The organism is Candidatus Halocynthiibacter alkanivorans, assembly GCF_003333265.1.
Lineage (GTDB): Bacteria > Pseudomonadota > Alphaproteobacteria > Rhodobacterales > Rhodobacteraceae > Halocyntiibacter_A > Halocyntiibacter_A alkanivorans.
In genome coordinates this window covers 18,762-27,646 of the sequence record NZ_QOLB01000070.1, presented here as the reverse complement: position 1 = coordinate 27,646, position 8,885 = coordinate 18,762, and the positions used below count along the sequence as shown (strand labels likewise).

Below are 8,885 nucleotides of genomic sequence, written 5' to 3'. Positions count from 1 at the left end.
GTCCGTATTTCCAAAAGTGCTGGTTACCAATTTTAGTCTGCGTGTACCTGAGGGGTATCTCAGCCTGAAAATACAGACCTATTATCGAGCAAGTTTGCCGTCGACCTAGGGAATGTATGGGGGCTCGGGAGGTGTAGGGGGCGCGTTCACTGGGACGCAAATGACAAGCGAAACAATTGTGATCAGCCGGAACTGAATTTCTGCAGGCGGGGGGCGCAGCGGGCGTCTGCGCCTCTGGAAATGAGGCGGTGCCGGGAAACAAAAACGGCGCCGGCCCCGAGGGGCAAGCGCCGTTTGATACTTGTCACCGGATGGGGTCCGGTGAGGGTTATTTCGCCTGCAGCTTAAAGCCTTTGTCCAGCATATCTGCTGGCGGCACCGGGTATTCGCCGGAAAAACAGGCGTCGCAATAGCGTGGCGATTTGGCATCGCGGCCGTTTTCTTCACCCGCTGCGCGGTAAAGACCGTCGAGCGTGATGAACCTGAGACTGTCGACGCCAAGGTGGTCGCGCATCTCATCGATGCTCATATTGGCGGCCAGCAGCTTGTCCCGGTCCGGCGTATCCACACCATAGAAACAGGGCCACATGGTGGGCGGCGACGCGATGCGAAAATGCACCTCGGCAGCGCCCGCGTCCAGGATCATGTCTTTGATCTTGCGCGAAGTGGTGCCGCGGACCACGGAATCATCCACCAGGATCACCCGTTTGCCTTTGATCAGCGCCCGGTTGACGTTGAGTTTCAGACGCACGCCCATGTTGCGTATCTGCTCGGTGGGTTCAATAAAGGTCCGGCCGACATACTGGTTGCGGATGATGCCCATGGCGTAGGGAATGCCGCTTTCCTGGGAAAAGCCGATCGCTGCCGGGGTGCCGCTGTCGGGAATCGGGCAGACCAGATCCGCTTCGACCGGGGCTTCGCGTGCCAGTTCCACACCGATCTGACGGCGGGTTTCATAGACGGAACGCCCGGCGATGATGCTGTCTGGACGGGAGAAATACACTTTTTCAAAGATGCAGAAGCGCGAGGGTTTTTTCTCGAACGGATGATGGGACACAACACCGTCTTTGGTGATCACCACCATTTCGCCCGGTTCAATCTCGCGCACAAACTCAGCGCCGATGATGTCGAGTGCACAGGTCTCAGAGCTCAGCGCCCAGCCGTCACCGATTTTGCCCAGCACCAGCGGGCGTACACCCAGCGCGTCGCGCACACCGATCAGTTTGGTGCGGGTCATGGCGACGATGGAAAAGGCGCCTTCAACCCGGCGCAGCGCGTCTTTCATCCGCTCGGGAATGTTTTGCTGCAGCGAGCGTGCCATCAGGTGGATGATGCATTCGGAATCCGAGGAAGACTGAAAGATCGAGCCGCGTTCAATCAGCTCGCGTTTCAGCGCCATCGCATTGGTGATGTTGCCGTTATGCGCGATGGCGGCGCCGCCCATGGCGAATTCACCAAAGAAGGGCTGCACGTCGCGGATCGCCGCGCCCTTGGAGCCGGCAGTGGAATAACGCACATGGCCGATGGCAAGTGGGCCTGGCAGGGTGCTCATCAGGCTTTGACGGGTGAAATTGTCGCGCACATAGCCAAAACGACGGGCTGAGTTGAAACCGTCATCGGGATCGTGGGAGACAATGCCGCCCGCTTCCTGGCCGCGGTGTTGCAGCGCGTGAAGGCCGAGGGCAACAAAATTGGCAGCATCGGTTACACCGATGACGCCGAAAACGCCACACTCCTCCTTTAGCTTGTCATCATCAAAGGGGGTGGCAGGGGGCATCTCTCGCATAGTGGCGGGGCTCCGAATCCGGCTGAGGGGTTGTCGCCTCTGCTTTAGTGCTTTGCGACGCCGCTGTCACCCAGGGATCGCAAAAGTGATATTTTAAACCACCCGGTCAGGAACCCGGAATGATGTCAGCCCCGCAGTTGCGCTGCCACTGATTTGGTTTTTGCGACGGTGAGTTCGCCGGTGTGTCTGATCGTTACAGGTTCGATCAGAACAATCCAGCATTCGGTATCTGCAACCGGATTGTGCATTTTCCCTTTGGACACCACGTGGAAGTCCCCTGCTGACAGGGTCACAGAGGTGTCTTCCTATTCGATCGTGAGTGATCCCTGCACGATCTAGAACATTTCATCTTCATCATCGTGTTTGTGCCAGACCAGGGTGCCTTTCAGTCTGGCAACCTTGATATACTGGTCATTGATACGGCTGACGATTTTAGGGGACCAATATTCCATCAGCGTCTCAAGTTCAGATCTGAACTTGCCGGTTATCATGGGAGGAGTTCCTGGTCCCGACCTGGAGTTATGTTCCATCCTGGTCGCGCAGGGCCAGCCGTGGTTTCAGGCGGCCCTGCAGTCTTTCTGTCGTCAGAAACACAACATTTACAGCAACATTTACAGGGTGCAGGCACCAACCAGCTCGTCATAGCGTGAAACGATCCAGCCGGGCGCGTCTTCGGGGATCTGCTCTTCGATCTTGTCCTGCACGCTGGCAAAGACTTTGACCGAGCGGCTGTCATCCACCATGGCGATGCTTTCATTGACCACCACGCGATCATAGACCACCAGCGCCACCACAACCAGCAACATGCCGCGCGCCACGCCGAACAGGAAACCAAGCCCCTGATCAATGCCGCCAAGCGCAGAATGTTTGATCACCGAGGAAAACAGCGGTGTGAAGAACGACACCAGCACCAGCGCGATGGCAAACACCGCAGCAAAGGCGCCAATGGTCGAAAGTTCGCAGCTGTCGCCGATCAGGTCGTTGATCACCGGGATTTCTTTCACCAGCGGCACCGCGCGCGGCGCCAGCAGAAAGGCCACGACCGCCGCAGCGACCCAGCCCAGAATGGCCATGCCTTCGCGCACAAAACCGCGCGAATACGCGAGGATCGCTGAAAATACGATCACCAGCGCCACGCCGCCGTCAATAATTGTAAAACCGTCCATGGTTCTGTCCCCTTTTAGCGCTATCCTGCACCGAAAATGTCACCGACGAAAGTCGTCAAATCGGGCATCTGTCGCAACGTGAGCCCGCTGTCGGAAGTAATTTTGCTCCGTGACGGAGCGATTGCAGTTGAGAAACCAAGTTTTGAGGCTTCTTTCAACCGGTTTTCTGTCTGATTCACTGGTCTGAGCGCGCCGGAGAGGCTTAATTCGCCAAAAACCACCGTATCAGCGGGCAGGCTGACATCTTCGCGCGACGAGACCAGGGCGGCGGCCACCGCCAGATCGGCGGCGGGTTCATTGACTTTGATGCCGCCGGCGACGTTGAGATAAACGTCGAGCCCGGCAAAGGGTATGCCGCAGCGGCTTTCCAGCACTGCGAGGATCATCGCGAGGCGCGAGCCGTCCCAGCCAACCACTGTGCGCCGGGCCTGGCTGTGCGGGGAAGGCGAGACCAGCGCCTGGAACTCCACCAGCACCGGGCGGGTGCCTTCGATGCCGGAAAAGACCACCGAGCCGGGGGCGGGATTATCGCGGTCCGACAGGAACAGGGCTGAGGGGTTGGCGACTTCGGCCAGGCCGGCGCCGGTCATTTCAAACACGCCGATTTCATCCGCCGGGCCAAAGCGGTTTTTCACCGCCCGCAGTATGCGGAACTGATGGCCGCGTTCGCCCTCAAAATAGAGCACGGTGTCGACCATATGTTCGATGATCCTGGGACCCGCGATCTGGCCGTCTTTGGTGACATGGCCCACCAGCACCACCGCCATATTGTTGCGTTTGGCGAATGTGGTCAGCTCATGGGCGGCGGAGCGCACCTGGGAGACCGAGCCCGGGGCGCTTTCGACATTGTCGGCCCACATGGTCTGAATCGAATCGATGATGGCGAGGTCGGGTTTTTCTGCCTCCAGCGTGGTGAGGATGTCGCGCAGGTTGGTTTCTGAGGCCAGCTGTACCGGCGCTTTGGTCAGGCCGAGCCGGCGCGCCCGCATCTGCACCTGGGCGGTGGATTCTTCGCCCGAGATATAGATGGTTTTCAGCCCGACGTCCGCGAACCGGGCGGCGGCCTGCAGCAAAAGTGTCGATTTGCCGATGCCCGGATCGCCGCCAACCAGAATGGCGCTGGCGGGCACCAGGCCGCCGCCCAGCACCCGGTCGAGCTCGTTCATCATACTGCGGGTGCGCGGTGGCGGCGCTTGCTGGGAGGCGAGGTCGCTCAATGCCACCCGGTTGCCGCGCATGCTGCCCAGCGATTTTTTGGCCGGACCGGAGGTCAGCGGTTTTACCTCAGAGATGGAGTTCCATTCGCTGCAGGTGTCACAGCGGCCGGACCATTTGTTGAAAACGGCATTACACGCGCTGCAGGTGAAGGATTTTGCTTTAACCATCTCCGTTTACTGCCCGATCCTGACGCGTCTGGCTAGGGGGCGTGCAGGTAGAATTTTAATGGCGCGCGATTTTTTGCCGGTGCTGAAGTCATTGCTGGCGGGGACGGGTCGCGCCACAGGCACGCGTCATTTGGTCTGTGCGGCGCTGCGGCGGTTCTTGCGGGCGCGCTCGGTAGCGAAGGACAGGCCCAGCGAGGCCAGAATGCAGCCGGTGAACAGGTAGAGCCCCCAGGCGATCTCCACCCGGCCAAACCCGATGCCCCCGGCCAGCACCACATAGATCGCCACCAGGAAAACATCCGCCATCGCCAGTTTCCCGATGAACTTTAACGGGCCGAGCAGGCGCGGGCTGGCCATGCGCCAATGGATCAGAGCGAGGCCGAGCGTTTTCACCATCGGCGCCACCAGGGCGAGGAAGGTCACCAGCAAGGCGAGCGGGATGTCGGCGGACCACAGACTTTGCAGCCCGGAGAGCAGGGTGATTTCAGACAGGCCAAACAAAGGCAGCATGCCGGCGCGCATCAGCGGTGCAAACCAGCTGAGCGGGAACAGGATAAGCAGGGCGAGATTGGCGTAGCGGATCATTTGCATGCGGCGACTGTAGGCAGGGGGCGGCCAGGTTGCGAGGGGGAAAGGAAAGTTTCGCCAACGCTTGTTCGGATGTTATGTGCGTTCGGCCTGATCTTCTTCGCCCGCCGTGCAGCGGGAGGCGGCGCCCGTTCATCGGCCTTACGCCGCGCCATTGCCGCGACGGGAATTGGTTCCGCACTGTTTGTCCGGAATATCATTCCGGACCGCGCCTGACCCTCCCCACGGGAGGGCGCGTTGCGCCCACCCAGGGTCAGGCGCTTGGTTTGTGGTTGAGGCCTCTGGCGGGAGTGGTTCTGCCAAGATGAATCTACGGATACAGTGGGTAAGTGCAGGGGCTTACTCTTCTGGTTCGTGGCGCAAGTCCTCGATTTTCAGTGGATCGGTATCCTTTTCAATTTCGAGGGTTTCTTTCCGCCTGCCGCGGATCGCATTTGCAAGCTGCTCAATCCGATCAAAGGCGGGCTTTGCTTTGTCACCAGCTTTTCCCAGTGCGTCCCCAAGATCTACGACTTTGCCCAGGACAAGGTGAAAGTTGCTGATTTCCTTGTCGATTTCAGTCTGGACCGCATTGATTGCTGTGAGCACACGGCGTTTTCTATCAGCGCCAAGCCATTCGCTGCTGTGAACTTCTGTTCGCATAGCTTCGACGATTTTGCCCATTGTCTTTCGGCTTGCCTCGTCAAACAAAATGGATTCTGAAAATTCCCCAGTAGCGGTTTCATATTCGAGTGCGGCTTCGATTTCAAATTTGCGGGCAAGGAGAAGGCCTTTCCAACTAGAGACAATAGCCCCATAACGTTCGAGAATCTCGCTCATTTGTTCGCCATAGGTGCCATCTGGTGGGGCGGAAGGATAAGTTAAATTCAATGTCTTAGAAGCAATGCGAAAGCGAGCGTCTGCCTTCAGGAATACAGTATGGAAATCCCGAGAGTAACCGGTAGGGCTTGCCTCGTTTTCTGCAAATTGTGCAGTCTCAAATTCGGTGATATGCTTAATAAGCGTTTCTTCAATACTCAAATTCTTCTCCTACAATGATGTTCTACCGCACACTCGCAATCGGCCCCTCGGCACGGCCATGGATAAACTGGTCCAGATAGGGATCGCCGGAGGCATCCATGTCCGCCACCGGGCCGCTCCATTTGATCACCCCGTCATGCAGCATGGCCACTTTGTCGGCGATGGCGCGCACGGAACTCATATCGTGCGTGATGGTCATCGCCGTCACCCCCATTTCGACCACAATCTCGCGGATCAGCTCGTTGATTACGCCCGCCATGATCGGGTCCAGCCCGGTGGTGGGCTCGTCAAAAAAGATGATCTCGGGCTCTGCCGCAATGGCGCGGGCCAGGCCAACACGTTTCTGCATGCCACCGGACAGCTCGGCTGGGAACAGGTCTGCCACATCGGGTGACAGACCAACGCGGCGCAGTTTTTCCACTGCAATCTCGCGCGCCTCAGCCCGCGGGCGTTTGAGCGAGCCGCGCAGCAGGCGGAAAGCCACGTTCTGCCACACCGGCATCGAATCAAACAGCGCGCCGCCCTGAAACAGCATGCCAAAACGGGCCAGAAACGTGTCGCGTTCAGCGCGGGCGGCGTTTTGCCCGTCCACTTCAATACGGCCCTGATCCGGCGTCACCAGGCCCAGCACGCATTTCAACGTCACCGATTTGCCGGTGCCGGAACCGCCGATGATGACCATGGATTCGCCGCGCGGGATATGCAGATCGACGCCGCGAAGCACCTGCTTGGACCCAAAGGATTTATGGATGTCAGTGAGCGTAATCATATGGAAAAGAACACTCCGGTCAGGATGAAATTGGCGGCGAGGATCAGCACTGAGGCCGCCACAACCGAGGCTTTGGTGGCGCGACCGACACCCTGGGCGCCGAGACCCGAATTGAGGCCGTAATAACAGCCCATCGTGGCGGCGATAAAACCAAACACCGCGCCTTTGATCAGGCTGGTGACCACGTCATTGAGCTGGAGGAATTCCACCGTATTCTGCAGGTAGGTTGCGCCGTTAAATCCCAGCCGTTCGGTGCCGACCAGAAAGCCGCCCATAATGCCGATCACATCACCGACGCCGACCAGCAGCGGCATCACCAGGGTGGCGGCCAGCACGCGCGGCACGGTGAGATATTTCATCGGGTGAGTGGACAGGGTGACCAGGGCGTCGATCTGCTCGGTCACCCGCATGGTGGCCAGTTCAGCCGCAATGGACGAGGTGACCCGCGCCGCAATCATCAGCCCGACCAGCACCGGGCCCAACTCGCGCACCATGCCGATGGCAACGATCTGGGGCACCACTGCTTCGGCGGAAAACCGGGCACCACCCGCAAAGATCTGCAGCGCCAGCGCGCCGCCGGTGAAAAAGGTGGTCATGCCGACAACCGGCAGTGACAGGTAACCGATATGCAACAGCGCTGAGGTGAATTCCCGGCGGTAAAACGGCGGCTTCACGATATGCGCAACGGTCTGGCCGGCAAACAGGGCAATACGGCCAATGGCGGCCAGCAGCGCCAGCGCCCAGCGCCCAAACAGCGCCAGCGGGGTGATCACAACGGTCATGTGGCGCCGGTTCCTGTGTAGCGGCGCGCATAGCGAGCGCCGAGCGAAGTGAGAATTTCATAACCGATGGTGCCGGCGACACCGGCCAGCACATCCACCGTCTGGGTCGGGTTGAGAATGTCCAGGCTTTCGGGCGTGTGATCGAGGTGGGTGATGTCCACCGTCAGCAGGTCCATCGACACCCGCCCCACCAGCGGGCAGGGCGTGTCGTCACAATAAAGCGTGGCGCGCCCTGACATGGCGCGGATCAGCCCGTCGGCATACCCGGCGGCCAGGGTGGCAATGCGCGAAGGGCGTGTGGCGGTCCAGCTGTTGCCATAACCGACGCTCTCGCCTGCGGCGACGTCGCGGCACTGGATCAACGGCACTTCGAGGCGCACCACCGGGCGGGCGTCGCTGAAGGGCAAGCCGCCATAGAGCCCGATGCCCGGGCGGGTCAGATCAAAATGGTAATCGCTGCCCAGCAGAATGCCACCAGTGGCGGCGAGCGAGCGTGGGGTGCTGATCCCCGCCGTCAACTCCTTAAACGCCGCCAGCTGTTGTGCAGACATCGCATGCTCCGGCTCATCGGCACAGGCGAGATGGGACATCACCACCACCGGTGCCTGCGCCAGCGCCTCATCGCGCACAGCCGCCCAGTCGGCGGGCTCCAGCCCGAGCCGGTTCATACCGCTGTCAAGCTGGATGCCAAAGGCCTGGCCGGGCAGGGTGTCAAAATGGCGCCGGATCTGCTGCGGTGAATTGAGCATCGGCGTCAGATCATAATCGCGCAGCAAGGCAGTGTCGCCTGGGCAATGGCCGCTGAACACCGAGATGCGCGGCCCGGCACCGATGGCCTGGCGCACTGCAACACCTTCTTCCGCAACGGCGACAAAAAACTGCTGTGCACCAGCGCTGAGCAACGCTCTGGCCACCAGTGCGGCGCCAAGACCGTAGCCGTCGGCTTTGATCACTGCGGCGGTTTCTGTTGCGGGGGAAGAAAGCGCATTCAGCGCACGCCAGTTGGCGCCCAGAGCGTTCAGATCGATATGTAATGTTGCTGTAGCCATGGCCATGTTCTGGCGCTGTCGCCCTGGTTTCGCAAGGGAAAAAGAGGACCAGATGCTGTGGACAGGCGGATCCGGGCCCCTGGCCTCGCATCAGAGTGAACCCCGGCAGCCCATCGGCGTGCCGGGACCGCGCGCTTTATTGTGGTGCAAGGCAGCCGGTCGGGGCGGCGCGCGCTGTTGGAGCGCAGTCGCGGGGCGCAGAGTTGACACTCCGGAGCCAAGCGCCGGGGCGGCACGCGCCCCTGTTGCGCCGCGTCAGCGGCGCGCGGCCCAACGGGCGCCAGCGGCAGCGCGACGGGCGGGAGTTTTTGCTCGCGGGCCGGCGATGTGGTTGGCGGCG

General features: G+C 60.3%; 10 protein-coding genes. All 10 read right to left on the bottom strand.

All coding sequences use genetic code 11. From position 1 onward, the window contains the following. Positions 1-328 precede the first annotated feature (328 nt). Positions 329-1,777 carry an amidophosphoribosyltransferase gene (gene purF, locus DWA01_RS06930; protein ID WP_114285115.1) on the bottom strand — a complete coding sequence of 483 codons (1,449 nt, stop codon included), beginning with the start codon at positions 1,775-1,777 and terminating at the stop codon, positions 329-331. A 134-nt stretch (positions 1,778-1,911) separates the two neighbouring features. Next, entirely contained in the window at positions 1,912-2,079 is a 168-nt protein-coding gene (locus tag DWA01_RS23460) for a cupin domain-containing protein (protein ID WP_235008448.1), read from the bottom strand. Positions 2,080-2,121: 42 nt separating this feature from the next. Beyond that, positions 2,122-2,277, bottom strand: a complete 156-nt coding sequence (locus DWA01_RS23455) for a cupin domain-containing protein (protein WP_235008447.1) — start codon at positions 2,275-2,277, stop codon at positions 2,122-2,124. Between the two features lie 120 nt (positions 2,278-2,397). After that, entirely contained in the window at positions 2,398-2,952 is a 555-nt protein-coding gene (locus DWA01_RS06920; RefSeq protein WP_114285114.1) for a CvpA family protein, read from the bottom strand. Positions 2,953-2,972: 20 nt separating this feature from the next. After that, on the bottom strand, positions 2,973-4,337 hold the full coding sequence (gene radA, locus DWA01_RS06915; protein WP_114285113.1) for a DNA repair protein RadA: 1,365 nt from the start codon (positions 4,335-4,337) through the stop codon (positions 2,973-2,975). Between the two features lie 126 nt (positions 4,338-4,463). Beyond that, positions 4,464-4,922: a paraquat-inducible protein A gene (locus tag DWA01_RS06910; protein ID WP_114285118.1), complete on the bottom strand. Its 459-nt coding sequence runs from the start codon at positions 4,920-4,922 to the stop codon at positions 4,464-4,466. 342 nt (positions 4,923-5,264) lie between these two features. Then, positions 5,265-5,945, bottom strand: a complete 681-nt coding sequence (locus DWA01_RS06905) for a hypothetical protein (protein ID WP_136057680.1) — start codon at positions 5,943-5,945, stop codon at positions 5,265-5,267. A gap of 22 nt (positions 5,946-5,967) precedes the next feature. Further along, on the bottom strand, positions 5,968-6,714 hold the full coding sequence (locus DWA01_RS06900) for an ABC transporter ATP-binding protein (protein WP_114285111.1): 747 nt from the start codon (positions 6,712-6,714) through the stop codon (positions 5,968-5,970). Further along, positions 6,711-7,496, bottom strand: coding sequence for an MlaE family ABC transporter permease (locus DWA01_RS06895; protein WP_114285110.1), 786 nt, complete (start codon positions 7,494-7,496; stop codon positions 6,711-6,713). The genes DWA01_RS06900 and DWA01_RS06895 overlap by 4 nt, the downstream gene beginning before the upstream one ends. Continuing rightward, positions 7,493-8,545 carry an alanine racemase gene (gene alr, locus DWA01_RS06890; RefSeq protein ID WP_114285117.1) on the bottom strand — a complete coding sequence of 351 codons (1,053 nt, stop codon included), beginning with the start codon at positions 8,543-8,545 and terminating at the stop codon, positions 7,493-7,495. Before alr ends, DWA01_RS06895 begins: the two co-directional genes overlap by 4 nt. Between the last annotated feature and the right edge of the window lie 340 nt (positions 8,546-8,885).